This is a genomic window from Streptomyces sp. NPDC048565, from assembly GCF_040650935.1.
Taxonomy (GTDB): domain Bacteria; phylum Actinomycetota; class Actinomycetes; order Streptomycetales; family Streptomycetaceae; genus Streptomyces.
This window is the reverse complement of record NZ_JBEZIH010000024.1, coordinates 118950-144674: the sequence shown is the minus strand read 5'-3', so window position 1 is coordinate 144674 and position 25725 is coordinate 118950. Positions and strand designations below refer to the sequence as shown.

At 69.4% G+C, this 25725-nt stretch carries 30 protein-coding genes and 1 pseudogene; 4 read left to right on the top strand and 27 right to left on the bottom strand.

Going from position 1 to position 25725, the window contains the following annotated elements; translation table 11 throughout:
- Positions 1-880: 880 nt before the first annotated feature.
- The 3 genes from AB0C75_RS26965 to AB0C75_RS26955 all read right to left on the bottom strand — a co-directional run bounded on the left by AB0C75_RS26965 (position 881) and on the right by AB0C75_RS26955 (position 3012).
- Complete coding sequence (locus AB0C75_RS26965) at positions 881-1768, bottom strand: hypothetical protein (RefSeq protein WP_362894296.1); 888 nt, start codon at positions 1766-1768, stop codon at positions 881-883.
- A 107-nt stretch (positions 1769-1875) separates the two neighbouring features.
- A complete protein-coding gene (locus tag AB0C75_RS26960; RefSeq protein ID WP_362894295.1) occupies positions 1876-2559 on the bottom strand; it encodes a mucin-2 in 684 nt (227 codons plus the stop codon).
- A 102-nt stretch (positions 2560-2661) separates the two neighbouring features.
- Positions 2662-3012, bottom strand: a complete 351-nt coding sequence (locus AB0C75_RS26955) for a DUF3846 domain-containing protein (RefSeq protein WP_362894294.1) — start codon at positions 3010-3012, stop codon at positions 2662-2664.
- Between the two features lie 702 nt (positions 3013-3714).
- Between AB0C75_RS26955 and AB0C75_RS26950 the strand changes: the two genes are divergently transcribed.
- Entirely contained in the window at positions 3715-3918 is a 204-nt protein-coding gene (locus AB0C75_RS26950; protein ID WP_362894293.1) for a hypothetical protein, read from the top strand.
- Between the two features lie 314 nt (positions 3919-4232).
- On the opposite strand, the gene AB0C75_RS26945 is transcribed toward AB0C75_RS26950, so the two are convergent.
- The 7 genes from AB0C75_RS26945 to AB0C75_RS26915 form a co-directional block, all read right to left on the bottom strand.
- Complete coding sequence (locus AB0C75_RS26945; RefSeq protein WP_362894292.1) at positions 4233-4463, bottom strand: hypothetical protein; 231 nt, start codon at positions 4461-4463, stop codon at positions 4233-4235.
- A gap of 85 nt (positions 4464-4548) precedes the next feature.
- Positions 4549-4968 carry a hypothetical protein gene (locus AB0C75_RS26940; RefSeq protein ID WP_362894291.1) on the bottom strand — a complete coding sequence of 140 codons (420 nt, stop codon included), beginning with the start codon at positions 4966-4968 and terminating at the stop codon, positions 4549-4551.
- Between the two features lie 329 nt (positions 4969-5297).
- Complete coding sequence (locus tag AB0C75_RS26935) at positions 5298-5531, bottom strand: hypothetical protein (protein WP_362894290.1); 234 nt, start codon at positions 5529-5531, stop codon at positions 5298-5300.
- Positions 5528-5797 carry a hypothetical protein gene (locus AB0C75_RS26930; protein ID WP_362894289.1) on the bottom strand — a complete coding sequence of 90 codons (270 nt, stop codon included), beginning with the start codon at positions 5795-5797 and terminating at the stop codon, positions 5528-5530. The genes AB0C75_RS26935 and AB0C75_RS26930 overlap by 4 nt, the downstream gene beginning before the upstream one ends.
- Positions 5798-5867: 70 nt before the next feature.
- Positions 5868-6257 carry a hypothetical protein gene (locus AB0C75_RS26925; protein ID WP_362894288.1) on the bottom strand — a complete coding sequence of 130 codons (390 nt, stop codon included), beginning with the start codon at positions 6255-6257 and terminating at the stop codon, positions 5868-5870.
- Positions 6258-6538: 281 nt separating this feature from the next.
- The gene (locus AB0C75_RS26920; protein ID WP_362894287.1) at positions 6539-6748 is read right to left on the bottom strand and encodes a hypothetical protein; all 210 of its coding nucleotides are present in this window, start codon (positions 6746-6748) and stop codon (positions 6539-6541) included.
- 43 nt (positions 6749-6791) lie between these two features.
- The gene (locus tag AB0C75_RS26915; protein WP_362894286.1) at positions 6792-7280 is read right to left on the bottom strand and encodes a hypothetical protein; all 489 of its coding nucleotides are present in this window, start codon (positions 7278-7280) and stop codon (positions 6792-6794) included.
- A 94-nt stretch (positions 7281-7374) separates the two neighbouring features.
- Here AB0C75_RS26915 and AB0C75_RS26910 point away from each other — a divergent pair, with 94 nt between their 5' ends.
- Positions 7375-7635, top strand: coding sequence for a hypothetical protein (locus AB0C75_RS26910; protein WP_362894285.1), 261 nt, complete (start codon positions 7375-7377; stop codon positions 7633-7635).
- A 468-nt stretch (positions 7636-8103) separates the two neighbouring features.
- On the opposite strand, the gene AB0C75_RS26905 is transcribed toward AB0C75_RS26910, so the two are convergent.
- The 6 genes from AB0C75_RS26905 to AB0C75_RS26880 all read right to left on the bottom strand — a co-directional run bounded on the left by AB0C75_RS26905 (position 8104) and on the right by AB0C75_RS26880 (position 12610).
- A complete protein-coding gene (locus tag AB0C75_RS26905; RefSeq protein ID WP_362894284.1) occupies positions 8104-8586 on the bottom strand; it encodes a hypothetical protein in 483 nt (160 codons plus the stop codon).
- A gap of 58 nt (positions 8587-8644) precedes the next feature.
- Positions 8645-9304, bottom strand: coding sequence for a hypothetical protein (locus AB0C75_RS26900; RefSeq protein ID WP_362894283.1), 660 nt, complete (start codon positions 9302-9304; stop codon positions 8645-8647).
- Between the two features lie 545 nt (positions 9305-9849).
- Positions 9850-10605, bottom strand: coding sequence for a DNA methylase (locus tag AB0C75_RS26895; protein ID WP_362894282.1), 756 nt, complete (start codon positions 10603-10605; stop codon positions 9850-9852).
- Positions 10606-10756: 151 nt separating this feature from the next.
- On the bottom strand, positions 10757-10996 hold the full coding sequence (locus tag AB0C75_RS26890; RefSeq protein ID WP_362894281.1) for a hypothetical protein: 240 nt from the start codon (positions 10994-10996) through the stop codon (positions 10757-10759).
- 447 nt (positions 10997-11443) lie between these two features.
- Complete coding sequence (locus AB0C75_RS26885; RefSeq protein WP_362894280.1) at positions 11444-11833, bottom strand: WYL domain-containing protein; 390 nt, start codon at positions 11831-11833, stop codon at positions 11444-11446.
- Between the two features lie 339 nt (positions 11834-12172).
- The gene (locus tag AB0C75_RS26880; protein ID WP_362894279.1) at positions 12173-12610 is read right to left on the bottom strand and encodes a hypothetical protein; all 438 of its coding nucleotides are present in this window, start codon (positions 12608-12610) and stop codon (positions 12173-12175) included.
- 613 nt (positions 12611-13223) lie between these two features.
- On the opposite strand from AB0C75_RS26880, the gene AB0C75_RS26875 reads away from it, so the two are divergent.
- Positions 13224-13520: a hypothetical protein gene (locus AB0C75_RS26875; protein ID WP_362894278.1), complete on the top strand. Its 297-nt coding sequence runs from the start codon at positions 13224-13226 to the stop codon at positions 13518-13520.
- Positions 13521-14046: 526 nt separating this feature from the next.
- On the opposite strand, the gene AB0C75_RS26870 is transcribed toward AB0C75_RS26875, so the two are convergent.
- From AB0C75_RS26870 to AB0C75_RS26840, 7 genes are all read right to left on the bottom strand, one after another.
- Positions 14047-15345 carry a hypothetical protein gene (locus AB0C75_RS26870; RefSeq protein ID WP_362894277.1) on the bottom strand — a complete coding sequence of 433 codons (1299 nt, stop codon included), beginning with the start codon at positions 15343-15345 and terminating at the stop codon, positions 14047-14049.
- Positions 15346-15629: 284 nt separating this feature from the next.
- Positions 15630-16376, bottom strand: coding sequence for a ComF family protein (locus tag AB0C75_RS26865; protein WP_362894276.1), 747 nt, complete (start codon positions 16374-16376; stop codon positions 15630-15632).
- A complete protein-coding gene (locus AB0C75_RS26860; RefSeq protein ID WP_362894275.1) occupies positions 16373-17338 on the bottom strand; it encodes a DNA-processing protein DprA in 966 nt (321 codons plus the stop codon). The genes AB0C75_RS26865 and AB0C75_RS26860 overlap by 4 nt, the downstream gene beginning before the upstream one ends.
- A gap of 121 nt (positions 17339-17459) precedes the next feature.
- Positions 17460-19097: a phosphoribosyltransferase gene (locus AB0C75_RS26855; protein ID WP_362894274.1), complete on the bottom strand. Its 1638-nt coding sequence runs from the start codon at positions 19095-19097 to the stop codon at positions 17460-17462.
- 402 nt (positions 19098-19499) lie between these two features.
- Positions 19500-20498 (bottom strand): DUF6292 family protein, encoded by a 999-nt coding sequence (locus tag AB0C75_RS26850; protein ID WP_362894273.1) that lies wholly within the window; start codon positions 20496-20498, stop codon positions 19500-19502.
- A gap of 562 nt (positions 20499-21060) precedes the next feature.
- Positions 21061-21369, bottom strand: coding sequence for a hypothetical protein (locus AB0C75_RS26845; protein ID WP_362894272.1), 309 nt, complete (start codon positions 21367-21369; stop codon positions 21061-21063).
- 50 nt (positions 21370-21419) lie between these two features.
- Positions 21420-22007 carry a hypothetical protein gene (locus tag AB0C75_RS26840; protein WP_362894271.1) on the bottom strand — a complete coding sequence of 196 codons (588 nt, stop codon included), beginning with the start codon at positions 22005-22007 and terminating at the stop codon, positions 21420-21422.
- Positions 22008-22275: 268 nt separating this feature from the next.
- On the opposite strand from AB0C75_RS26840, the gene AB0C75_RS26835 reads away from it, so the two are divergent.
- Positions 22276-22749 carry a hypothetical protein gene (locus tag AB0C75_RS26835; RefSeq protein WP_362894300.1) on the top strand — a complete coding sequence of 158 codons (474 nt, stop codon included), beginning with the start codon at positions 22276-22278 and terminating at the stop codon, positions 22747-22749.
- Between the two features lie 109 nt (positions 22750-22858).
- Here AB0C75_RS26835 and AB0C75_RS26830 read toward each other — a convergent pair.
- From AB0C75_RS26830 to AB0C75_RS26815, 4 genes and pseudogenes are all read right to left on the bottom strand, one after another.
- Positions 22859-23380 (bottom strand): annotated as a pseudogene (locus AB0C75_RS26830) (GGDEF domain-containing protein); the annotation flags it as partial.
- 228 nt (positions 23381-23608) lie between these two features.
- Entirely contained in the window at positions 23609-23854 is a 246-nt protein-coding gene (locus AB0C75_RS26825; RefSeq protein ID WP_331720202.1) for a hypothetical protein, read from the bottom strand.
- Between the two features lie 119 nt (positions 23855-23973).
- Positions 23974-24798, bottom strand: coding sequence for a hypothetical protein (locus AB0C75_RS26820; protein WP_362894270.1), 825 nt, complete (start codon positions 24796-24798; stop codon positions 23974-23976).
- A 123-nt stretch (positions 24799-24921) separates the two neighbouring features.
- Positions 24922-25695 carry a hypothetical protein gene (locus AB0C75_RS26815; RefSeq protein WP_362894269.1) on the bottom strand — a complete coding sequence of 258 codons (774 nt, stop codon included), beginning with the start codon at positions 25693-25695 and terminating at the stop codon, positions 24922-24924.
- Between the last annotated feature and the right edge of the window lie 30 nt (positions 25696-25725).

The following is a 25725-nucleotide window of genomic DNA, read 5'->3' as shown; positions in this document are numbered from 1 at the left end:
TCGGTGAGTCGTGAGGACTGACGTTCCTCCTTCACCGTGTCGCCGAGCTGATCCGTCATCCAGGTCAGGGGGGGCGGAGGGAGCTCCGCCCCCTATTGAATTCCGCCTTTCGGCGGAATTCCGCACGAATTCGCCTTTCGGCGAATTGTGGGTGGTTTCTGATAAACCCCTTCGGGGTTTATTTGGGGCGTGTTGAATTGCCTTTCGGCAATTCGCGTTGGGGGTTTTTGACGCCTTTTCAGGCGTTTTTTGTTTTGTTGGTGTGTCAGTTTTTGATGGGGGGTTGGGTGGGGGTGGGCCCGCCGTTGGCGGGCGGGGTGGGTGGTGGGGGGTTGGCCCCTGTCGGGGCCTACGGGGTGAGGGTGTTTCGTAGTGGGTGAGGGCTAGAGTCTGGGCTGTTGGCCCATGTCCCCTTCCAGGTGGGTGGGGTGACGGGTACACGGACGGCGTAGCTGGCCCCTGTCGGGGCGCGGAGGGGCGGGGTGGGTGGTGGGAGGGGGACGGGAGTACGGGGCGGGGAGAGCCTGCCCCGTACCGGGGCAGGACGGTGAGGGGGTGTCATGGGTGCCCTGTCGGGCACACGGACGGGGCGGTTCCGGTGCGTGCACGGATTCATGAACCGGGGCACGGTGCGATGCTCGCACCGGACCGGCCATACGGCCGAGAGAAACCACCCGGAATTCATAAGTGCTGCCACCACACACTTACCGCGCCTCCCGCCACCTGCCACCTGACTCTCACTCATTAAAACCCCCGGAACTGACGTAACGTCAGGCAGGACAAAAAATGTAACGATAGCGCACACCAATTCCATCCGAATAAATGACACGCCGACCCGCACAAAAGAAAAGAGCCCCTTTCGGGGCCCTCTTCATATTCCCTAGCAGTCGGATTTGATCAAGCTCGGGCTTTCTCCATAAAACACATTCCATGGGCCCGCCGTAGGTTTTGCGCGCGATTCCAGAACCATGACAAGCGGATCACTGCCGTCAGAGGGAACGACCGTGCGGCGAGCCGCATCGGATCGCTCTCCCGCAAGCCACTTCGTGACGATGCCTGTGAAAGACTGGCCGGTCTCTGGGTGCTGCCACGAGACCCAACTCCCAGGCGAGTAGGCACCCGTGGCGGGCTTCGGGGCCGTGCCCTTGCGCAGGTCCCGGCGCCACGCCTTACGAACCTTCTCCGGAGTGTCTGTGCACCCTTTGACCGTTCCCTCGACGCGCGGGATGCGCTTCTGAGCGTCTGCGAGGATCTCGTCACGCCTGCCGAGCAGGCCGGCCGCGAACGTCTGGCGTACGGCCGTGTGGTCGGTCCCGCGCACTGACACGGTGACGGTCCACTCGCCCTGCACGCGGAAGGCGTTCGTGGACTCCTCCCACACGACAGGTTGGAAGGCTGCACCGGCCGCGTCGATGGCGGCCAGGGCCTCTCGGCGCATCTCGCCCACTACCCGCGAGTGCGCCTCCATGGTGAGGGTTCGGCGCCTCTCCTCGACCGTCGCCCGCTGCCAACGCTCTACCGAGCCGTACAGGTACGCAACGTCGGACGCAGGCTTAGCCGTCTCGATAAGGAGCGGGGCGACTTCGTCGTTGACTCGGGCTTCTGCCACCCTCTCCCGCGACTCTTGGGTGGCCTCGTAGTGGGCCGCCCAGCTCACAGGGCGGACCGTCTCGGGCAAGGGTGTGACGCTGCCCGACTCCGTGATGCGGGCCGACAGGGCCAGCACGCTGACGGACTGGCTGACGGTGTCCTCGCTATGGACGCTCATCACGGGTGCCTCTCTTGTGGGTGCGGTATTCGGTGCGGTGGGCGGGGGTGCCACTCCCCCGCCGGGGCCGGAGCGGAGAGGGCCGCTCCGGCAGGTGGCTGATCGGGTCAGCCGAGGAAGTCGACGACCAGCGCGGTCGCGTTGTCTGCACGGTCGGACGCGTGATTGATGGCGGCCGTGGTGAGCAACGTCGCGGCGCGCTGCGGGCCGCCCGTCAGGTAGGTGCCGACGTCCTTTCCTGCGTCCTCGATCGGCTCGTATGCGCCGTCCGACAAGAGGGCCAGCCGCCCGGCGTGGGGCGCGGTCACGCTGCCGATGGCGGGATCCGTCGTCGGGTCGCCGAGGTAGGACGTCACTTGGTTGCGGGAGTACCGGCCGGGTTCGTGGCCCATGTCCAGCAGCACCTGGCGCATGTTGTGGTCCTTGGTGAGGCAGCGCGTGCCGTCGGGGGTGGCGATGTAGGCGCGTGAGTCGCCACACCATGCGATCTTGAGCGGTTCGCCGGGGGCGGCCACCGCGACGACCGCGACAGCGGCGGGGAAGTCCCAGTCGTCGCGGTTCTCGGCCGCCGCAACGGCGTGGACGATGCGCAGCCCGGTCTCGGCGCCGCTACGGGCGGCGGCGCGGGCGAGGCGGCGAGCGTAGGTGCGGGTCCAGTCGCGTACGGCGTCGTTGCTGCCGATGCCGTCGAGGAGGGCGTAGGCGCGGCTCCCGCCGACGGTGTACGTCGCGGTTGCGTCGCACTGGTGGGAACGGCCGCCGATGAGCTGTGCAGAGGCGTGGGTACGCATGATGGGTTCCTCTCCCGGGTGTGTTCTCGGTGCGGCGGCGGGGGTGCCACTCCCTCGCCGCCGGGGTCGGCCGGAGCGGCTGCGCCGCTCCGGCCGAGGGCCTTACATGTCGCCGAGACTGGCGAGCAGCGCCAAGACCTTGTCCTTGGTGAGTGGCAGGGTCTCGCCGTCGGCGTCCGCGCCGCCGGTCAGTAGCACGGGGCCGTGGTAGTCCTGCCAGCGGAAGCCGAAGCGGACCGCAAGAGCCGTCGCGACCTTGTTCACCGGGTGGTTGTAGAACCCCTCGTCGTCAAGCCACATGTCCAGCTGGCTGGTGAGGCCGACGACGTCCACCCGCTCGCATCGGATCACCGAGCGCATGACGGTCAGACGAGCGTCGCTGTCGCTCGGCAGGTCGACCGGCACGATGTCGCACTCGGGGGTGATCAGCAGGGCGGAGGGGGTGTGGGTCATGAGATGACTCCTTCGTGCGGGTGTGGGTTTCGGTGTTGACCGGCTGCCACCGCCGACCAACAAGACAACTATAACTCACATCGATGACATTCGGGGGGATGTCACTGATCTTTTTCCAACAACTTGGCTGCTCAGAACGGGTTTCCGGGCGCCCTGGGCGGGGCACTGCGCGGGTCGTTTCGGCGCCCCATGACGCGGAGCGGCGTGGGCCGAGGGGCCCGGCAGCGCGGAGCGAGGGAGCCGGGGGCGGAGCGCCCGGCGACCGCCTGCCGGGCCCCCGGTGCGTGAGAGCGCGGAGCGCTCGGTCCGGGCCGCAGCGCAGCGGAGCGCCCGGCACGCAGCGAGGCGGGGCGGGGAGCGCAGCGGACCGGCCCGCCGACCGACACGACCCACGCAGCGCCCCACCCACGGGGAAATACGGCCTGATGCTCCTGCGGCGCCTCGCTGCGCCCAGTTGCTGGCCGTCGGTGGCCTCTGCGATGGAAGGCGTGCCGTGGACCTCTAGCGCGGGATGGCAATGTGGCTTCCCCTGTGGCGGGCCGGGACGCCTGACTCTTTCCCGGCGCTCTGCACCCGGGCTGGGCAACTGTCGGCCGGCGCCCACGGCCGGGGTGTCCGCTGCGTGTGCCTGAGTGTCTGCGCCGGCCCCGTTTGAGTAGTCCGGCGGATGTGGCGCTTCGGCTTCTGCCGTTGGCTCGAGGCATGAACGAGATGCCACCGCTGCTCACGCCCAGGACCGACATGCCCGCGGATCGCACCCGCTTCCGGTCACTGCTGTCTGCGTTCCTCTTCGCGCCGGCGGCGTTGGCCCTCATCATGCTGGCGCTGACTTCCGAGCACACCGGGCGCTGCGTGACGTACGGGGAGCAGTGCGGCCCGTCGCTTCCTGGGTGGCTGTTCGCGTGAGGTGTTGGTCTCGGTGTCGTCGCGTGCGTGGTGGCAGTGGCTGCGCCCGGCGTGCGTGTGCGGCGGGGTGCGTTCGTGGCGCAACTCCTCGCGGAGGTTGTGGCGCTGGTCGTGATCATCAGTCACGCGTGAGCCGGCGCCGTGATGGGTGGCCAGTCACGACGGTGGGGGGGCGTGGCGGCTGTTCTTCCGATTTCGGCCGGGGGGGGGCCGGGAGGACTGGTGGTGCCGCGCCGCTGGCTGCATGCACGGCATCCCGCGACGGAGGGGCGACCTCCTTGTCGCGGGATGCTCGGCGTGTGCCGTCTGGCTGTCTAGCGGGTGATGACAACGTGACCCTTCCGAGCCAGGAGCGCGGCGGTGTCGACGACCCCGCGCTGCCTGTCGCTGGTGGCGTCCGGGGCGGGCATGACGTACGCCTCGATGGTGGCGTCCCACTTGAAGCCGCGCGCGTCCAGCGCGGTGACGGTCTGCTCGTCGCAGTCCAGGTCGCTTTCGGGGGCCGCAACAACGCCGTGCGCGGGGTCCACGGTTACGAGATACACGGGAAGACTCCTGTTCGCTTGACGTGGCGGGGCCTCTCCCTCGCTGTCGCGGAGGGGCGCAGCGGTCCGCTGCGCCCCGTCGGGGTCAGTCCTGGATGAGTCGCAGAGCGCAGCGCTGGGCGGCGGTGTCGGGGGCCGGGCTGCACCACTGGATGCTGTCGAGGACGATCAGGTCGGTGACGTCGTCGAAGCCGTGCGGGGAGCGGCCGAGCATCTGGACGTAGATGGAGAATGCGCGGATGTCGAGTTCCGTGGCCGGGCCGACCTTGGGCAGCGGGGGGTTGGTGCGCAGCGCTGCGACGTAGGCGAGGGCGAGGAGTCCGAAGATGTCGGAGTGGATGATCTCTTCGATCTTCCTGCCGGTGCGTCGGGTGAGTGGTGCCATGCGGGCGAGGAGGTAGCCCATGGCGTCTTCCATCTCGGCTTCCGTGTAGGGCTTGTCCGGGGCCGGGGCGGGAGGCGGGGCCTGGACGGGGGAAAGGTGTCGGGGGGTCTTCTCCGGCATGCTTTTCCTTCTCTCGCGGGGTGCGTGCTTTCGGGTGCGAATCGACTGCCACCGCCGAAGCGCATACCTGCATTATGCATTACCTTAGAATGCATTTCAAGTGATCACGGACCGTTCCCTGACTGGTTTTCGGGATGCGGGCATCAGCTGCATCCCGCAAACGCCCGCGGGATGCACCGGCACCCGGCAGCGACCAAAGTGCACGGGAGCGCCCGGTCGGCCGGGACCCGGCAGGCCGGCACTGCCGAGCACGGGCCGGCGCTCCCGCGGCTTGCCCGCGGGAGCGGGCGAGAGGGTTCCGGGGCGCAGCTGAGCTGCGCCCCGGGGGATTACTCCTCGTCCAGGGATGTGCGGCAGTGTTCGTAGGCGAGGGCGGCCGCTGCGTCGGGGGTGGGGGCGTGGAACTCCTCGGCCCAGCGGGTGAAGTCGTCCTCGCTCGTGGCGAGCATTTCGATCTGCTCGGCAACGGGGCCGGGCAGGACTGCGGCGATGATCAGCTCCGTGCAGTCCACGTCCAGGAGGAGACCGACGACGGTGTACGTCTGCTCCGCTGCTGCATTCACGCGATCAGCTCGAGCGTCGCGGTCTCGATGACCACGGTGCGGAGGTCCCCCTTGAATGCCGCGACGACGTATGCGCCATTGTCGCCACCCCACAGAGTTCCCGGCGTTTCCGCGCCCTCGCCCTGCGCTCGGTGAGGGAAGTGCTCCAGGACGGCTTGGGCTGCATTCCGTTGTGCCGCGTCGATGGTTTCTCCTTCTGCGACCACGGCGAAGGCTGAGGCGAGGTCCCAGCAGTCATACCAGTCTCCGACGAAGGTGTATTTCATGGCCTTTCCTTTCTGTGGATTTGAGGCCGGGTCCCGGTTTTGATTTTCCGGGACCCGGTGTGACCTGATGTCAGGGGCGCCGCGAGGGTGGTACGTGGGCAGTGCTGCGCAGCAGGTAGAGGTCGAGCAGCGTCAGGGCCTGGTCCTCGGTGAGACCCTGCGGCGCACCGGCGTCCAGGGCCGCTGCGCCGGTGAACAGGGCGTCGCCGAAGTGCAGGCCGGGATGCGGCTGGTAGGCGCGCAGCAGTTCGGAGGCGGGCGCGTTGCGCAGGCGGCGCAGCGGGATGGCGTCCCTACCCGTCCACATGGTCAGGTCCGGGACGAGCCGGGTCGCCTGCGGGAAGTCGGAGCACAGGGCGGTGTGCGGGGTCGCGGTGGCACCCCATTCGAGAAGGCGGAAGGCGCCGGTGGGTGACACCCAGAGAGCGAAGGCGCGGGTCGCCATGGTGGCCGCGAGCATGCTGGCGGTCCTCTCGGTCGGAAGGTGAGTTCGGTGCCGGTCGGCTGCCACCGCCGACCAACAAGACAACCTTACCACTTATGAGTCACACGCGAGGAGAGGGATCGCGTGTTTCGCCAGGTCATCGCCCATTCGAGGGGCGGGCCGGCCGGGCCGCGCCAGCGGCGGCCGCTGGCTTCCTGAGGTCGTTCCGCAGGCTGGCGGTGGGGCGCGGCGCACGGGCCGGGACATGACTGTGCCCAGGGGCGCCGGCGGGCGCTCCTGGGCACAGTGAGGGGGTGTCAGGCGGCGAGGACGTGAGGGGATCCACCGCCGGAGGGGTCAAGGTGATCCGGGTCAAGATCGACCGTTGCGGTCTGCGCGTCGTCCTGGACGGTGAACACGGTCGCCCAGGATGCCGGGTTGCGCTGGATGGCGAGCGCCCGGCGGGCGGCGTGGACGGGGTCGGTGGCGTCCAATTCGATGGACCAGGTCACGGTGTACTGCTGCATCTCTATCTCCTTCACGCGGGCACCGAGGTGGGGTCGGTGGAGGTCACGCGGCGAGGACGAGGCGGACCTGGTCCAGGCTCCGCTCGTTGACGCTCTCGCAGTCGGACAGGGGGTTGAGGTGGTCGAGCCATGCCTCTTCGTTCTCGCCGAGGTATTCGCGCAGCGCTTCGGGGTCGGCTGCGGCGCGTGAGGGGACCTCCACTTCGGCTGTGAAGCCGTACGTGACCTCTTCCGTCACGGTCAGCTCGACGGTGATCGTCACCTCGTGGTCCTCCTCTTCCTCTTCGGGCGGCTGCTCAGGCTCGACGTAGAGGTCGACGACAGCGGCCGACGAGAGGCGTACCGGAGCGGTGGCGCCGACGGAGTCCAGGCGCAGGAGCACCGCGTCGTTGGACGGGTCGTGGGTGGCTTCCTGGACGGTGAGAACGATCTGGCCGCCGTACAGGGCGATGCGGTGGCCGGCCCGGAGGTCGGGGGCGCGCAGGGTGGGTGCGTCAGCAGTATCGGTGGCATGGGCGGTTGCAGTGGTCATCGGGTTTTCCCTTTCAGCAGAGGAGCGGGCGGCCGCCCGGGCGGCCCCGGGCGGCCGGCGATCAGTGGGCAGGTGCGTTGTACCGGGCAATGGCGTGCGCGAGGTCGACGGCTTCGGCCGTGGTGGCCTCGCCGATCTGTACGGAGAACACTCCGTCGGTGCGCCAGGTCTGGACGAGGGCGTCGCAGACCTCGTCGGCTGCGGCGGCAATGGCGTCGGCGGTGCGCTCGGTGAGGCCGTCGATGTGGAAGAGGAAGCGGCTGCCGTTCGTGATCGTGACGTCCCCGGGCAGCGGGCCGTCCCACGAGGCGACCGCTTCCCGGTCTCCGCCGGCCCCCGCATCGTGCTGGCCTGAGGGGCAGCGGTCATCTTGAGCGTGGGCAGCTCTGCCCGCAGCAGGTGCATGACCGCGTACGCGGCGCCGTCCAGGGCCTGGTCATGGATGTCCTGCGGGGTCGGTTGGGCCCGGTCGGGGTCCGTGTCCAGGTCGCGGATCTGGACCTCTTCGACGGTCAAGGAGCACGCGCCGTGCTCGGCAGAATCGGCATCGCTGGGGTCCCAGTCGCTGATCCAGGGATCTTCGTTCTGTGTGAGCCAGGCGGCGAGCGCCGGCAGGTCGGCGCTGATGGCGGCCGGCACGGCCGTCGTGTGCCGCCAGGAGTAGGTGACTTCCTCGGTGATGAAGAGGCGCAGCGGCAGTTCGACGAGCGCTTGGGCGGTCATGAGATGCATCTCCCTCGGTCGGTGGGTGTGAGTTCCTCGGAGCAGGCGGGCGCGCTCTCCTCAGCGGGCGCGTGACGGCGTCGGAGGGCCCGTGGACCCGTCAGGCGTTGTCGGGCCGGGGTGCGCTGTACGGGCGCAGCAGTTCCTCTCCACCCCAGTCCCAGAGTTCCGGCACGGCCTGATCGCTGAGGAGCAGACAACGCAGGCCGTCCTCGCCGTTGTCGCTGTCGTTGTAAGCGGTGTCCGGCAGGATGTCGAAGCACCCGCCTACGTCCTCCAGGCGGCGGACCAGGTGCAGCAGATGCATGGGCCGCTGCGGGTTCAGATCGCCCCACGCCTGGCGGAGTTCGCTGTCCGCGACGGGCGCGGTGAGGGCGGCTTCCTCGAAGTCGCACAGGATGACGCCGACGGTGTCGCGGATGCCGTGGAGCCACAGCACCTCGTCCTCGTCGTGATGCATCACGAGGTAGGCGGCGTTCGGGTACATGGCGGTGAGGGTGTCGGCGATCGTGCGGGCAAGGCCGCGCGCCTGGTCGCGGGCGGCTTGCTCAGCGGCCGTGAAGTGGTCGACGGTGATGCGCACGGGCTTCTCCTCGGTGGTGCCCGCCCGGGCCGGCCCGGGCCGGGCGGGCGCGGGGGTGTCAGGGGGCGGCGGGCAGAAGCTGGTTGCCGGTGCGCTGCCAGTAGCCGGGGGGCGCGTGCTCGGCGCGGGTCGGGTAGACCGTGCCGCTGGCGGTCATGCGGAAGCCGTCGTCGCACTGGAAGTACTGCACGCCGGGGAACATCTGGGCGGTCTTGGAGTCGGCCGGGTAGTCGATCAGGCCGAGGAAGCGGTGCGCCTCGCCCAGAAACCAGAGCGTGTCGCCGGGGGCGTAGTCGGTGGGGCGGACGAACACGTTGTCTGCGGGCCGGATCTTGCGCCAGAGGTGGACACCGAGGCCCCGGCGCGCGTCGGCCAGCGCCTCGTGCAGGGCGCAGTACGCCTCGTCGTCCATGCCGGGCGCGTTGTCGGTCTCGCCGCTCTCGCCGGTGAAGTGGACGGTGCCGTTGATGTGGGCGTCGTGGCCGTAGTGCACGGCAAGGGCCGTCGCAACGTCGTTGAACGCGTCCGGGCTGTCGGTGCGGTAGTGCATCTCCAATCCGGCAGTGAGCGGCAGGGTCATGTAGGGCCCCGCGCCGGGCAGGGCCTGGTTGAGGTCGAGACGCTGGGTCGGCTTTCCGTGGGTGTCGCCGACGAGCCGGTCGAAGCGCAGGGTGCCGAAGTGACTGACGTCGCTCGGGTTGTCGGGATCGAAAGGCACAGAGTTCTCCTTCGAATCGGAGTGCGGGTTTTCGGTATTGGCCGACTGCCACCGCCGACCAACAAGACAACTATACCTTACGAACACCACTAAACGGAGGGCGGCATCACGCTTTTCTGGCCCAGTTCCTGCAGCTCACCCCGCAGGGAACTCCGCCGCGGCGCCATGAAGACGGACCGCCTTTCAGTGCGCGGAATTCACAAGAGATAACCCATCGTCTTCATCGCGGCGCCGCTCCCGCTGCGCGCGGCCGACAGCCCTGCCTGGCCACCTGTACGAACCCATGCCCGCCAGGCACAGAGATCTACGTCCGCCGTCGCAACGACGCGGGCCACTGGTATCCGTAACGCGGGGCCTCTCATCCAGGGAGGCCCCGCCCGGCGCCACAGAAGCACCCCCGCTGGGCGGGGGATGCATGCATCCCGTTCGGCATTGCGCCCGCACGGTCATGCAACTCCCCCGCCACGACCCTCTGGTCGCCACTGAGGCAACGAGCAGCGGGCCGCCGGCAGGAGCGCAGAGGCTCCCACAGGCGGCCCGGTCGTTCAGGTGGCCAGGGCGACGTCGGTTCGGGCCAGCACCTTGAGGCGGTCGGCGGGGTCGGGCGTGTGCGCCGCGCCCCACATGCCGGTAGTGATGAACTGGCGCCCGATGTACTCGGTATAGGCGGGCGGAATGGCTTCGGTCAGCTCTTCGTGGACGTCGGTCCACGTGATGCCCATGGCGGCTTGCATCTCTGCGACGTTCCCCTTGCCCCCGCCCTTGCCGTAGGCGGCAATGTAGGGGCCGTCCCGGTAGACGCCGTGCCGCCACCCACGTACGGGTCCGCGATGCTTGAGGTGGGGCAGTCGCTCAGGTTGAGGAGTGCCGAGCCAGCCGGTCTCGAAGTGGCGGTGACGGAGGACACCCAGACCGAACATCTCGCCGCACAGGGTGAGGTCCTTGCGGATGTCCGCCCCGGGGACGTTCTCGATCACCCAGTCGACGCCGTACCACTCGCACAGTTCCCGCATCTGCGGGATGAGGTCGATGTAGCTGCGGCCGCGGTTGGTCCCCCTGGTCAGGGCAGTGTGCGCCTGGCAGGGCGGGGAGGCGTGCACCAGGTTGAACTCCTGGCATAGCTCCCTCATGACCTCGAGCGCGTCGGCCAGGATGAAGGTGAACGGGTATCGCGGTCGCGGCGCGATGTCGACGCCGACGACGTCGAAGCCAGCGCGCCAGTAGCCCATCGCCGCGCCGCCGGAGCAGCAAAAGAGGTCAAGGACGCGGGGGCGGCGGAGCGTTGCGCGGGAATGGGACATGGACACCTCTGGAGTGATGCGCGTTGCATGCTTCGGCTGCGCTGGACGGCTGCCACGACCGAAGGGCGGCAGCGCGCGATGCAGGCGTGCGCCGCCGCGTGGCGCGGGGCGACGAGGGCCGGGCCCGCCCCGTGGGGCGGGCCCGTTCGGGCTACGAGAAGTCGTAGGGCGCGCGGCCGGAGCAGCCATACGCGGACGACGCCAGGTCGACGAGCGCGTTCCACTCGCCGACGGCCTCGCACACAATGCACTGGCCCATGGCCGCCACGTCGTCGATGTGCTGCTGACCGACGGGAAGGACGTGATGCGCGCGGGTGAGGCGCGGGGTCCGCACAGTGGAAACGGTGATCTCTGCGGAGACCTGGAGGGCGGTGCGCTTCGTGTTGAACATCGGGATCTCCCAGCGACGTGACGAGTCTTCGGTGTTGGGCGACTGCCACCGCCGACCAACAAGACAACCATAACACACACCCCACACAAAGGTCGCCCCCGCCACGCACTCAAGCGAACCGACCGCGCGGTGGGCACCGACAGCAAGTCCCACAGGCCGCCGCACGCAGGTACGCGCAGCCACGGTGAGGCAGGGGCGCGGCGATACCCGCGCAGGTCGAGGCGGACCCGAAGAGCCGCACGACGCCCAGCGGGGTGCTCCGAGTGAAACCCGGCAGGGGGGCGCGGCTGAGCCAGGTACAGGACAGGACGAGATGGCGCAGCGAGTTCAGGCATGCAGCGACCCCGGAGAACTTGGGCGGCGGCGCGCGACACAGACGGCGCGCCGCAACGTGGGCGCAAGGACGGCAGGACTCCGGGCCCACCCCGCAGGGCGGGCCCGCTCGCCCTACGCTGCGAGCCTCACCGGCTTCAGGTCCGGATAGTCGCGGTCCAGCTCCAGAGCGATCAGTTCCGTTGCGGTCCGCGCGGCGCGGGCGGCGCTCAGTTCACCCATGGGGATGTCCTGCTCAAAGCGCATCCGGTGGACGGTGTAGGCGACGATCTGCTCGGGACGGAAGGTGCGCTTTTCTCCGCGCAGGCGGCACGTCGCACTGACCACGATGGCACCCTTTTTCGTGGTGCGGATGTCGCGGATTTCGATGGTGCGCACGGTTTCGTCGCCTGCCCGGTCGGTGTAGGTGATGGTGACGACCCGACTGCCGCCCATCGCCGCGAGGAGGTCGGCCAGGGTGCGGGCGGAGGTCTGACGGGCGGTGCGCTTCATCTTGTTGAACATCGTGTCTCCCAGCGACGTGGTGTGTTCTCGGTGTTGGGCGACTGCCACCGCCGACCAACAAGACAACTATAACACACACTCATCACGAAATGGAAGGACCTCCCCTGCCGACGATCACGGCGTCACGAACAGGCGGGGCAGCGCAAGGACCGCCAAGGCGGTCACCGACCCGCCCTCCCCTCCATCGCGTCGCGACGCACAAGGGGCGTGGGTACGGATCGAGCGCGCGCACGCGGACACGGGGAGCGAAGCACCTGCGCCAGGACCGGGTGCCGCGTGCCCGCGCGACATCCAGACGGCGGCGGGGGCGCAGCACGGGTCGTGCTGCGCCCCGGGGCCTCAGATGCCGTTTCGGCGACGGTAGGCCGCGCCCAATTCGGCGCTGAGGCGCTCGACCGTCTCCATTCGGTCGGTGGAGCGGACGGAGACAGCGCGGTAGGCGCTTCGAATTCGGTCCGCGACGCGGGGGGCAAGCATGCTCTTCATGACGGCGCGTACATCGTGGCCGGAGCGCTCGTCACGGGCCACATGCCGGGCAGCAGTGCCCGCGATCCAGGCAGTGACAGCGTCCGGGTCATCCAGGTCGACGAGGCCGGGCTTCACTGCCGGGCGGCGGCAGTCCTCGGCCGCGTGGTGCCCCTCACACGGGTGCTTGCTGTGCCAGGGGCAAAGGTCGTAGACGTCGGCGTCGTACATCGACGCCCCGCAAGGCGCCTTGACGCAGACACAGTTCGGACCGGCGAGGTGGCCAAAGACGACATGGGAGTGAATAAGCATGCTGCGTCCTCCTGCGACGAATGGGTGATCTCGGTTCGCTGGCCGGCTGCCACTCCGCCCAACGCAATAACTATAACCCATACACATCACACAGAACAAGCGCAGCATTCTCTCGTTGCCGATCGGCGATGCCTCGACACCCCGACGACGCGACCCCCTTGACCGCGTGATACGTAGAGGTTATTGTTATTTCAGTCACCAGGCAGTGGCAGCCCGGCGGCGACCGAAAACACTCAACTCAACAGCGAACGGGAGCATCCGAGATGGCCCGCACCTTCCATGACCGTCCCGCCCACATCCAGTACCAGGAGCGCCCCTGGCTGACCCCCTTCCTCAAGGACGGCAGCCGAACCCTGCTCCAGCGGGCGGTACACAAGCGGGACCGCGCAGCAGTCAGGCAGGCGCTGCGATCCGGCGGCGAGCCTCCGCGCCCCCAGCGCCGCCGGATCGCCTGGGGCGCTCACGCCACAGCTGCGAACCCGCGCCCGGAAGGTGGTTCGCGTGGCAAGGGCGTAGACATCGTGATTTATGCCTGTTATTGTTTTCTTAGTCGCCGGGGCAGTGGCAGCCCAGCGACCGCCGAGGACCGCACACTCACCGAGGAGATTCCACGATGAGCACCGTGACGCTGAGCATGAGTAGCCCCTGGACGAGCCTGTCCCGCACCACCACCGAAGCTCTCCGCCGGGCCGGTGCGACCACCTGGGGCTCCTCTCGCCCCGACTCGCTGTACGACCTCATGTGCAACCTCGACGACGAGGCCGCGCTGCGCGCGGTGCGCGCCCGGACGACCGACCCGGTGACCCTGAGCGCCCTGGACAGCGAGCTGGCCGACCTCGACAAGGAGCACTTCGAAATCCGTCTCAAGACGATCAAGCGCTTCGGCGGCGAAGCTCACGACCACTTCTGATCCGACAGAGCGAGGAAACCCGCCACGGCGGGCTTCCTCGCTCTGTGCGTCATGCGCAGCCGGAAAGTTGCTGCGAGTCAGGACAGCTAGCGGCTCGGCATCATGCCGGCGGGCAGCCACCTGGCGGGGCTCGACGTCCGGACACGGAGGAGAGGGCGCGGGTGAAGCCGCGGGCCGCCGGGCCCGGCGACGACAACAAGACCTCTCCCTCCGACTATCGCGGAGAAAGAGGTGTCGTCGAGCGGAAACGGCTTGCCCAGGGGTGCTGACCAGGGGAAACGATCAAGATCACGAAGGGGGGGTTCACACCTCCGGTAGTACCTCCGGTGCAACTCTGAAACCGCCTATGCAGACAACTATGGGAGCAACCGTGGGTGCAACCCCCCTCCCGCCCCCGCCGGAGCCCTGCCTGGACATGATCGACAAGCTGCGCACCCAGCTGGCCGCCGAGAAGGACGGTGCCCGAGTGACCTAGACGTCACCGGGCCGCTGCACCGCCGCCACGTGCAGCCCGATGAGCGTGATGTCAGCGGCGGCGCCACCGGGCAAAGAGCCCCTTCCCCACACGAAGGCGTTCCGGGGGTTTGTCGGGTGGCGACGGCTCGGGCGCGATGGCGGGCAGCACCGGGCGGGGTGGTGTCGGCGGCATCGTCGGCGCGGGCGGCGTTGTGGGCTCTGGTGGAGTAGCAGGCGGTGTGGCCGCAACGGGGCGGCTAACTGGAGCCGGAGGGACTGGAGGGACTGTCGGCGCAATGTTGCGCGGGGTTGCTGCTGCCGGTCGTGGTGCCGCCCGGCGGCGCAGCGGCCGGGCTGGGAGCTCGGTCAACGGGTTGGGGGAGCGGGGCGGGGCCGGGAGTCCGGCGCTGTTCAGATTCCAGTATGCGATCTGCCAGTGCGCCCGGGGCCACAGCACGATCTGGTGCCCGAGCCGGCTGGAGTTCGGCTTCCACACCTTCCAGGCGACGTCGGGAGCTGCGAGGGCCAGGACCTGGACGTCTTCGGTGAGCGGTTCGAGGAGCTGGCGGTGATGGGCGTCGGCGCGCAGGTAGATGTCGGTGTGCGCGAGGACGCCCGGCAGGCCTGTGGGGATCTGTGTCGCGATGCGGACCGAGACGTTGCTGTCGGTGGTCTTGGTGGCGGTGACCTGGCCGAGGACCGCAACGAGGTGGCGGATCGTGCCTTCGGCCAGCTTTTGGTAGAGCCGTGCCAGATGGTCGGGGTCTGGGCCGTAGCAGAAGTCGGACCAGGGCACCGGGGTGCGCAGGCCGGGGTGCTTGATCGTGAACTGGGCGACGTCGTCCGGGTCGTTGCCGTACATGGCCAGGAGCTGCGCGATGCGGGCGGCGCTTGTGACGGCCGGCGGGAGGACGGGCTCAACGGTCCGGATCTTGAGGTTGACCGGGTCGGCGGGCGGCGCGAGGACTGGCGACCCCGGTGGCGGCAGGAGGGGGGCCTTGGTGTCGGTGGTGGTGGCGAGCACCAGGCGCAGTTGGAGGCCGCCGGCCTTCAGCTCGGCCAGGCCCTGGGAGCGGCGGGCGATGGCGTGGAGGGTGTGGTCGGTGCGCAGCGGGCAACCCGTCAGGTGCTCGGCGGTGCGGCCCTTCTCCTTCTCCTTGGCCAGCGCGAAGTGCGCGCCGCGGGTGAATGCCTTGCCCTTGGTGGAGATACGGGGCTGTTCCGGCTGCGTGGTGACCTCATGCTCGCAGTGCGGGCAGCGCAGCGGCCGGGTGAACGGCTCCGGTTTCTGACCGATCTGCCGGGCCGAAATCACGCGGTCGTTCGCGTCCCGGGCCTGCCGCAACTTGAACGGCTGCCGATCCCCCACCGTTCCTCCCGCTTCCCTGGTCTCCTGGCAGCCTATCGACCAGGGTCCGGGATCTCGCAGAGATCACCATGGCGCGCTCGGCCAGGGGCGGGGCGGGGCCGGTTCGACGACGGCAAGGCTGCGGTTGGCCGTCTGCTGGCCGGCCGTCTCGACGAGGTGCTCGACCGTGGAGGCGACCAGCATCCAAGAGCAGCGCCGTCAGCTGCGCAACCGCTTCAGCAGTGCCCGTTGCTGCTGCGCGCCACCACCTTCAGTCCCCTTGACCAGCGATGGCTCGCCCGGGGTCATCCACTCCATGGGACGCGCGCGAGGACGAGCCCGCGGACGTCGGCCGCGCCGGAGGCCCGAAGCCTGAGGCCGACGTGCTGGAGCTGTGATCCGCTGGTGAAAACGTCGTCGACGAGGAGGACCCTGGCTCCCTTGATGTCGCCCGTGTCCCCGGTCCAGGTCAGGGCAGCTGCGTGCGCGGTGGCGGCCGTGCGTTTACCGTCCAGGCTCTTGTTGGCGGAGCGGGGCGTCTCGGCCTCCTTGACCAGGCGGTGAGCGCCTGGCGCGCTGAGAGGGAAGGCCCGGGTCACGTCCTCGGTGAACGCGGCATCCATGATCGCCTCGATGTGCTGGATCGGCTGGCGGCCCGCATGGGTCGGGTTGCCGACGACGTGGTCAACGCCCTCCATCTGCTCGGGGTGGCTGTACATCCAGCCGACAAGGAGCCGGCCGAAGATCAGGGCCCAGCCGGACGCGCCGTCGTACTTGAGTTTGTGGATCTTGTCGCGGAGGGCCCCGGAGTACACGGCCACGGCGTCGACGCGCGAGAATCCCCGCTGCGCCACCGGCAGGGCACACAGCCGGTTGACGCACGGCCTGCCCGGCTGGACGGCCTGGGAGCAGACCGGGCAGTGGGGCTCGGAGAGGGGCTGGAGGGTGCGTCCGGCGCAGTCGGAGCACAGGCGGGCGGTGCCGGTGACGACGTAGGCGCAGACGGGGCAGTGGGGGAAGCCGGCCGGTTCGGGGAGGCCGCCTGCGGTCACAGGCCGGCCAGGGTGAGCTGCTGGCGTTGTTGTCCGGCGCGCTGGATGTCGGCGGCTTGGCCGAGGCGGTCGGTGATGTCACTGGTCTGGGTGACCTGGACGGCCCGGTTCTCATCAAGCATCGCCTTCGCCCAGGGTTGAGTGTCGGCGAGGGACCGGATGAGGAAGACGAGCTTGCCGTGCTCGGCGGCCAGGCGGGCCTGCATCTTGGCGCCGGAGGTGCTGGAGGCCTCGATGACGACGCTGCCCAGGGTCGTGCCGGAGGTGACGACGTTGCGGCGCGGGAAGGTGTACTTCGCCGGGGGGCTGGTGGGCCAGAACTGGCTGAGCAGCGCCCCGTCGGCAGCGAGGATCGCCTTGGCGAGCGGCCGGTTCTCGGCCGGGTAGATGGGGGCGGCGATGCCGGTGCCCATGACGGCGAAGGTCCTGCCCCCTGCGGTGAGGGTGGCCTGGTGGGCGGCGGCGTCGATGCCCTTGGCGAGACCGCTGGCGATCACGACGTCGTGTTCGACGAGCTCGCGGGCCATCCGGGCCGCCCGGCGCAGTCCGTCCTCGGATGCCTGGCGAGTGCCGACGACGGCGATGGAGCGGGCGTCGCGCTGGTCGAGCTGACCGCAGCAGAAGAGGAAGGGTGGGAGGTTGCCGATCACGCGCAAGTTCGCTGGGTAGTCCTCGTCGAGGACGGTGACCAGGCGGGCGCCGGCCTTCGCGGCCGCGGCCAGCTCCTCGTCGACGCGCGCGCGGGCGGCGTCGAGGCCAGCGGCCAGGCCCTGCTGGAGCAGGGGCCGGTTCTTGGTGGCCGCGCGGGAGTCCTCGCGCAGCTGGCCGTCCAGGAGGGCGGCGAGGCCGTCGGGGCTCTGGGCGCTGCGGGCGAGCAGGCTCCAGTCCAGGGTGGCGTCGCCGATGCGCAGGGCGCACAGGGTCAGCAGGTCGTGCTGGTCAGCGGTGAGGTCGAGGTCCATCGGGTGTCCTTCTACTCGTGGCCCCGGGATGTTCGAAGGATGGAGCAGTGTCTCGGGCCACTTCCATCATGGCGTACGCAGGCCGCGTACGGGCAAGAAGGGGGCCGCCCGGGCCGGATTCTCAGGCGAGCCGCCGCTGTTCCATACGTGCGAGGGCCTCGGCGAGCTGAGTGCGCCCGCCGGGCGCCGCGACTGGTTCCCAGATGATCCCGGCCACCTGACAAATGGCGCTGACCAGGGACTCGGCCTCGGAAGTGGGGTACCAGTGCTCCTCGGCTTGTCCTGGGAGGGTGATCCACCACAAGGCGGTGGTCGTCGTCTTCCCGGCCGGAACGAGGTACTCGCCGCGCCAGACAATGGGATAGACCTGCTCCTGCTGGATGTGGGTGAGCATGTCGGCGAGGTGCCGCTGCCGCACGGTCCTGTAGGGGGTCATGGGTGTGCACCTGCCGGCCGGCGCGCGAAGCCGAGCCTTGCGGCCTTGCTCAGGGACTGGAGCAGGGTCCTGCTCTGCCGCGGGTTGATCGTCCGCAGCGGCGAGGAAGTGGTTCATGGCCGCAGTGAGGGAGTCCGTGGGGCTCTCTCCCGCCCCTCCGGTGCCTGTGGTCTTCACGAAGTCCGCCTCCATGAGGTCGTTGACGGCGAACGGGTTGAGCGCGGTACTGGGGCGGAGCTGATAGCTGGTGTGGCGGGAGCCGTACTTCCCGATCGTCAGGGCGATGACCTGTTCGGCTTTGGCGCTGGTCAGGAGGGTGCGGGCCCACTCGATGGACTTGCCCTCGGTGGTAAAGTCGTCGAAGACGATCACCGTCTTGCCCTTGAGCTTGCCCTGGTACTTGGGGTTGATCCGGACGGTGCGGGCCTGGGCGGCGATCGAGATGTCCGCCGTGCTCGCCCGGCCCGTGCTGCGCTTCCACCGTTCCAGGCTGGTGTCCGGGGCCTGGCCGACGCGCTCGAGGAGGTCCTCGCGGTAGTAGGAGCCGACCATCACCTTCGCCTTGGTGAGGAAGCCGGCGAGCTGCTGGCTGACCTGGCCCGGGGAGCTGCTGGGGTAGACACAGAAGAGGCTGCGGTGGGGCAGGGTGCCGTCCAGGTATGCAGAGGACAGCAGGCGCAGCATCAGGATGTCGCGGGCGTCCTGGGTGCCGACGGTGATGGTCCTGCCTCGGGTGAAGACGTCCTGGAGCTCGAAGGTCCGGTCGGCAGCCTGGGGGAACCGCACGTTTGGGGGCAGCAGGGAGCGGATCTTGAAGGAACGGGCGTCATCGTCGTGGGTGAAGGCCCAGCGGGGAGCGACCAGGAAGAAGTGCTCCAGGAGCTCGCCGACGTCCGCCGGCTCGTCGGCCGCCAGGGTGAGCATGCCCTTGTTGTCGCGGACGTGGCTGGCCCAGCGTGCGTGAACGTGGACGACTCCGGCGTTGATGCCGGTACGCCAGTCCCACTCCGAGGTCCCCACGATCACGATCTGGTTGGTGCGCAGCTTGAGACAGTCGGCGGCCGTCTGCAGCCAGGCACCGCTGCCGCGGGCCGGCTTGCCGGGGATGTCGTCACGGGACAGGTGGAGGACGGGCGCGGGCAGGCCGGCCGCCGCCAGGGCGGCCTCCGCGTCAAGCGGATCGCTGGTGAGCAGCACGAAGGCGATGTCGTGCTCGTCGAGCCATCGAAGGAAGTCGGCGATCCCGTCGTGGGCGCGCCCGGGCGAGCGCAGAACCGCCTTGTGGTCGATCGCGACCGCGCGCACCGTGCTGTTGTCGTCCATCCCCGCCCCTCGCCCCAATGCTGTGGGTCATGGTCTGACCCTCGTGCCATGATCTCAGCCGGTCTGGCCTCGCACCTGGGGTTTCCGCTTCTCCCTCGGTGGCTCTGGATAGGCGAGATCGCCTCTGGCTGCGGTCGCTGGTCGCGGTGCTCCGCTGTCGTCGAAGCGGCCGGCGAGGGCATGGGATGCCGCTCGCGGCGGCAGTAGGCGGTGACCTCGCCGGGCAGCCTTACTTAGGTGAGGCCGAGGGCGCTCTGCTACCGCTCCCGGTAGTCGGCAAGACTGATCCGCAGGGCGTCGACCGGCCCTACATCGCGGTCTACACGCCCAGTGGGCAGCTCGCCGAGGCGCGGTCGCACGCGCGCTGCTCGGTGCCGGCGCCTGGATCGTGGGGTGTCGGTATCAGCGGGTTTCCTTCCTGGTGGCGGAGGCGAGCTGCTCGAGGAGTTCGGCCGGCGCCGGTCGGCCCTTTCCGAGGTAGCGGATGCCTTCGCCCTGGGGGGGCGCGCCGGTGTCCTTGCCGATGGGGTGGCGCCGACTGGTCGCGGTGCGCCAGCCGTAGCGCTCGTCCCAGACAAGTGCCGGCCATGCCTGGTCGTTGGTGAGGGGGATTGCCGCGGCCAGGTGCTCGCCGTCGGGCCGGCGCATCTCGACCTGAACCGGGTCGGCGAGGCCGGCCTCGGTGAGTGCGTCGGCGACCTGCTGCAGGTAGGGGAGGACACCGCGGAGGTGCAGTTCGGCCTGGGCGATCGTTGTGGCCCCGCGGTGGGTGACCTTGGGGTAGTTGAGGCGCTCGGCGGCCTGGGTCGGGGTGAGAGTGGGGTCTGCCTCGAGCAGGTCTGCGATCCTGCTGCCGCGGATCTGGGCAAGGCCGGCTTGGGCGGTGGGGAATTTCGCGATGCCGAGGGTGTCGGCGACTTCGGTCAGGGTGATGGCCGGGTTGTCCTCGAGGAGCTGGGCGATGCGCGGCAGGATTTCGTCGCGGGGGACCATGTCGCCGCTTCCGACGCGGCGGCCGCCGCCGGCGCCGCGGCCGGGCCGGCTCTCCTTGAATGCGCGGACGACGCCGCGGGGCCAGTGCTCCGTGCCGTCCTCTCCGGCCGGGACCATCGTCACGTGCCGGGTCAGCTGCGGGTCGCTCTTGTAGCTGTTCCAGGTGGCAGCGGAGACTCCGAACTCGGCGGCTGCCTCGTGACGGTCGAGCAGGTCCTGGTCGTCGTCCGTCTCCGGGAGGGCCGGAACGGGCTTGCCGGCGTGGAAGGCCTTGGTCTGCTGGCTGTCCCAGAGCAGCGCCCGGGAGGTCGGGGAGCTGATGGGCGCGGGGTGCCCTCCCTGCGTGTGCAGCTTCTTGTTGCGGAAGGTGCCCAGGGGGATGCCCAGGTGGGCAGCCAGGTCGGTCATGGTTTGTGCGTACTTACGGCGTCCGGCGCGGATCATGCTGCTGTTCTCCCAGCGTGGTGCGGTCGGGCGCTCGTTCGGCGCGCCGGCCGGTGCGGGCGTGGCGGGTGTTTTTCGGGTGTCGGATGCTGCCACAACACCAGCGAGACAACGTTAACCCATCTACATCACTTGATGCAAGGAGGCTCGGCCTTATGCCCCCGGCGAGCTACACTCGCTGGCGAGACCACCTCTCGGGTTCTCCCGCGGATGTGTGTTTTCGGTTGGCCGGCGCCCTTGCCACCCGCCTCGGCGGAAGTGGGCGCCGGCCTTTTACATTCCTGACACGTTGCCGCTGCTGCCTGGAGCGCGTAGGCCTCGGCGGTTCCCAGGCGCTCCAGTACCGCTCGTCGAGGATCCGGCATGACCGCGGAAACTGACGCCGGTTCGGAGGCGGGTGTGCAGGGCGGTCCAAGCGGTATCGCCGCCGAGCGCGAGGCCGTCGGTCGCCCTTCCCCGCAACGCAAAAAGCGGACTGCCCCGCCCAGACCTCGGCCTGGGCAAGACAGTCCGCTCTGCTGTGTGCTCAGTGGCTCAGGTCGATGCCGGGTGGAAGATCGTACCCGGCGAAGGCGTGGGTGAGCAGTCGGTAGGGCGTCACCCAGGCTCCATGGATGCGGTCCCGGGGGCAGTGGAGCGTGCTGGTGAGGACGGTCTCCGTGTCGGGGTGGATGAGGACGAGGGCGACGGGGTCGGCCTCCGGCCGCTGCTTAGGAAGCGGTCGTCCGCGCTCCATCGCCCGCTCCCCGATCCGCACGGCAACGTCGCTGCTATCGGTCCATCCGACCGGATTCGCTCGGGCGGCGAGCATCGCGGTGAACTGTGCGACAGCCACACCGTCACCTGGGTGCAGGGGCGTGCCGCCACAGCGCCGGAAGCGCGCCGTCACAGGTGCGGGGCCTGGCGTACCCGGGCCCTGAGGCGGTGGATGAACGAGCTGCGCTCCCCTGCTTTCTTGACGGCTTCGGCCAGTCTTTCCTCCAGTCGGGTCATCTGCTGTTCGGCGAGCCACTGGGGCTGGTGGTCGTCGCCGTGGCAGACCGGGCACAGGTGATCGTGTCCGGCGAACTCCAGCCACGGCGCGCAGCCGAGTTCTCCGCAGGTCGGCTGAGTGGGGTCCTCGCCCATGCCGGAGCAGTACGGGCAGCGGGTGAAGCGGTAGTCGACGGGGGCGCCGTGGTGGAGGTCGGAGTGGAGCTGGGCGATGCCGCGGACCCCGAGCTCGCGCAGCAGGGCGTCGGCTGCGAGGACCTGGCGGTCGATGCCGGTGTGATGGTGGTCGGCAAGCATCGTCACGGCGGTGCACCAGGCGAGGCTGGAGCGGTCGACCGGGGCGGCGTAGTTGCTGGCCCACGGGACGGCGGGGTCGAGGGCGGCAGGTGGCGAGGCCGGTGCGGTGAGCTGGATCCCCAGGGCGGCGAGTTGCGCGGTGACGCCGGCGGTGAGGTGGGTGAACTGATCGGCGGTGGGCATCGGCCCTCCTGTTCGACAGGGCCGCCGCGATCGCGATGATCACGGCGGCCGGGCGGTGGGGTCAGCGGGCGGTGTGGCGGAGCGTGGTCTTGTGGCTGTCGCGGTGTGCGCTCTGTGCCGGCTTGGCTTTATCGAGCAGTAGCGACGTCACTTGTCGACGAGTTTGGGAGGCGCCCAGAAACACGGTCGGGTGATGTTGATGAGTTTGGGAGGCACTGGGGTTCTTGCGAGGGCAGCATCGGGATGCTCCTGGTGAAAGGTCCTGGTCATGCCGCAAATGTCGAAGGTCGAGCTGTACGCGGCGATCCGGCGTGACCATCGCGGCGGCATGTCGATGCGGGAGCTTGAGCGCAAGCACGGTGTGACCTGGCGAACGGTACGGAAGGCGTTGGACTCGTCCTGGCCCGAGCCTCGTAAGAAGCTGCCTCCCCGAGCCACCACGCTGGACCCGTACAAGCCGGTGATCGACGAGATCCTGCGGGCAGATCTGGACGCACCGCGCAAGCAGCGGCACACGGTCACCCGGATCTTTCACCGGCTGATCGAGGAGCACGGGGCGGATGTCACCTACGGAGTAGTGCGCTACTACGTCGCCAGTCGGAAGCCCGAAATCCTGGTCGAGTCGGGCAAGGCACCGCTGGAGGCGTTCGTCCCGCAGACCCACCTGCCCGGTCACGAAGCCGAGGTCGACTTCGGTGACGTAACTGTGCGGCTGGGCGGCGACCTGCGCGGCGGCCGTTGACGGTCTTCGCGTAGGCGTCGGCCCGCGTCGCGAAGTACGGGAACGTCGCCTCGCTCTCCTTGACCTTGTACATCGCTTTGTCCGCGCCGCGCACGATCCGGCTCATGGTCTCGCCGGACAGGTCGGCTGCGCGGGCGATACCGATCGAGACGTCCAGGCGCAGCGTCTGCCCCTCGTACTGGAGGGGCTGTTGCAGCTGCTCGCGCAGTTCGGTGATCTCCGCCAGGGCGGCCGCCGGCGGGAGCACGGCGCAGACGGCGAATTCGTCGCCGCCCAGCCGGGCCGCGAGCGCCTGACGGTTCGCGCTCCAGCGGGCGAGGCGTCGGCCCATGGTCTGGATGACGGTGTCGCCCGCGGCGTGTCCGTAGGTGTCGTTGATGCCCTTGAAGTCGACCCCGTCCAGCATCAGGACGTGCAAGTCGTTCCGGTGGTGGGTGCGCAGGAGCCGCTCGCTGTACGCGGTGAACTCCGGTCGCAGCGGCAGCCCGGTGAGCAGGTCCTTGCGGGCGTCGGCCAGGCGTCGGTGGAGCGTCAGGGCGTGGACGGTCCAGCCGGTCAGAGGGAGAGCGGCGGTCGTCAGTAAGAGGGTGCGCTGCCCGATCCGGGCCTGAAAGCGCAGGAGGGAGGACATACTTGGGTTCTCCGTCTCGTCTCGTACGGGATGGATGGACCCGGGGCAGTCGTCAGCCGGTCAAGCAGGGCAGCTGTCCCGGGGCGGAGCTACTGCGTGCTGAGGGGCCACCGTGCCGCCCTGTCCTTGCAGGTCAGGGCGACGGGGAAGCCCGTCAGGTCGCCGTGGGGCGCAGACGGTGGAGCCGCCCCGGCCTGGCAGGGCGGGGCCGGAACGGCTCCTGGATGTTCAGTCGTTGGTGGCGGACTGGTCGGCGGACCGGTAGCGCTTGGTCTGCCTCAAGATCTGGTTGCGCTTCACGTCCAGGGCGTCGGCGATGTCCTGCTGCGCGCCGTGGTACCGGCCCTGCAGGCGGTCGATCTCCTGCCAGAACTCGGTCTCGACGCGCTCACGTTCGGACTCGCGGCGCTGGCTGGCCTTGGCGACCAGGTCCCGCAGTTCGGTGCGGGCCTCGTCGTCGGGGCGTGGGGTCATGGCTGGCTCCAGGAGGAATTCGAGGGACGATGTGTCTGCCCCCTGCTCCTGTTGGAGCGGGATGGGAGGCCCGGGGCGGCCGGTGAGTTTGGCGACCTGGCGGCCGCCCCGGGGCGGAACTACCAGACGCGGCCGTTGTGGGTGGACGTCTTCAGGTCCAGGTGACCGGCGCCGCGCACCCGGATGTTGCCGTTGTGCGTGCGGGCGGCGAGCTTGCCGGAGGACGCCGGGGTGGCGCTGATCGTCACGTCGCCGTTGTGCGTCCGGGCGGAGCCGCGGCGGCCGTTGTAGGCCCCGACGGTGATCGAGCCGTTGTGCGTGGACGCCTCCAGCTCCTCCTCGACCCGGTCGACCAGGACCGAGCCGTTGTGGGTCTCGGCCTCCAGGACCTTCACGCCGCCCGCCTGCAGCGAGCCGTTGCGGGCGTCGAAGCGGATCGCCTCCAGGTCGCCGCGCACCGTGGTTTCCGCGTTCCTCGTGCTCACCGCGAGCGAGCACCCGGCGGGCAGGACGACGTCGACCGTGATCGTGCCGGTCGCGCCGCCGACCTTGGCGCCCTGCTGCGCGACGACCTGGCCGTTGGCGACGACGTGCTGCCCGCCGATCCAGATGTCGCCATCGCTGATGGTCACGCCGGTCATGGAGCCGGTGTTCACCACGCCGCCGCCGAAGGAGAAGGTGGAGCCGCCGACCTGGACGACGCTGGTCCCGCCGATCCCGCCGGCCATGTCGTCGGGGACGGAGACGGTGAGCTTGTTGCCGTACTCGGTGAACTTCGTGTCGTTGACCGCGTCAGCGACCGGGCCGTCTTCGGCGGCGGTGTGCACGGTGACCGTGGCGTTCACGGCCGCCGGGTTGACGTGCACGTTGACCCGACCGTTGGAGACCGACAGGTCCAGCTCGATCGGCCCGGCGGCGGCGGTGTGCATCTTCTGCGTGCTCAAGGCGTGCTCCCTGGTAGGAGGGTGCGGGGACCGGGCGGCCCCCGCACAACCAATAATGCATCCTCGAAGGATGCGTTTCAAGCGTTCGGCATCTTTTGAGGATGCCTTTTCTGTTCGTGCAGATCAGGCGGCCACGGCCGGGGCGGGGGAGTCGAGGCCGACGCCGCGCAGCGCGTCCAGGACGTACGGCTCGAAGCGGGCCTGGTGCTGGGCAGCGACCGCACAGCCGGTGGCGCGGCCGTAGGCGTAGCAGCGCGCCATCATGCTGGCGTCGGTGTCGGCGAGGGCCTGGTCCACGGCGTTGCGCGCAAGGTGCTCGATCCAGGTCTGGGCGGCCGACTCGCGGCGGTTGTGCGAGACCGCCATGGCGAGGGAATCCGCCCACCGGCCGCTGCCGCAGGTGGGGCCGCCGCACTGCTCCCAGTTCCACTTCCGGTCGCGCATGCCCTTGGGGTCGGCGTCCCAGTCCGCAGCCCAGCGCGCGGCCCGCTCGGGGATCTCCTGCTGGATGACGTTCAGGACGTCACGGCCGGCGGGACCGAGCGCGCGGTGGGCGTCGGTCTCCTCGAGGACGCGGATCTGGTGGGAGAGCAGCCGGTAGGGGTAGTAGCGCTGGCTCCAGTTGCCGGTCTCACCGAGCGGCTCCACGATCCACAGCCGCACGGGCCAGGTGATGGGCCAGATGCCGGTGTCCTCCAACGCCTCGCCGACACGCTTGACCATGCGGAAGTAGGAGAAGCGGCTCTCGTCGAACCACTTGTTGCGGCAGGGGTTGGGGTGGTCGATGACCTTGCCGACGCTGGTGGAGAGGTTCACCGGGGTTCCGGCCTCGCGGGACATCTCGATGATGCCGTCGGCGGGGGTGGCGATGTACCAGGTGACGGGCTTGCGGGCCATGCGGGCCTCCATGAAGGGGTGGGAGCGGCC